The organism is Streptomyces millisiae (assembly GCF_031845425.1).
Lineage (GTDB): Bacteria > Actinomycetota > Actinomycetes > Streptomycetales > Streptomycetaceae > Streptomyces > Streptomyces millisiae.
In genome coordinates this window covers 1-416 of record NZ_JAVREM010000377.1, presented here as the reverse complement: position 1 = coordinate 416, position 416 = coordinate 1, and the positions used below count along the sequence as shown (strand labels likewise).

General features: G+C 65.4%; 1 protein-coding gene. It reads right to left on the bottom strand.

All coding sequences use genetic code 11. From position 1 onward, the window contains the following. Nucleotides 1-347 (bottom strand): ABC transporter ATP-binding protein (locus RNC47_RS37165; RefSeq protein WP_311605289.1); only part of this gene is annotated, 347 nt, incomplete at its 3' end. Nucleotides 348-416: the final 69 nt, after the last annotated feature.

Sequence of the window (416 nt, the reverse complement as noted above, 5' to 3'; positions counted from 1 at the left end):
ACCTTCTTGCGGATGTCCGCCTTGTTGACGCCGGCGATCTTCAGGGCGAAGCCCATGTTGTCGGCGACGGTCATGTGCGGGTACAGCGCGTAGTTCTGGAACACCATGGCGATGTCCCGGTCCTTCGGGGGGAGGTGCGTGACGTCGCGGTCGCCGATGCGGATGGCGCCGCCGTTCACGTCCTCGAGACCCGCGAGCATCCGCAGCGAGGTGGACTTTCCGCAGCCGGACGGGCCGACCAGGACGAGGAATTCACCGTCCGCGATGTCGATCTCCAGCGCGTCCACGGCGGGCTTCTCCGAGCCCGGGTAGATGCGGGTCGCCTTGTCGAACGTAACAGTGGCCATGGTGAAGGCCCCCTTCTACCGGCAGGAACGTGCCGGACGATCCGAGTAGGAAGGTGGTTGGTGTAGTCC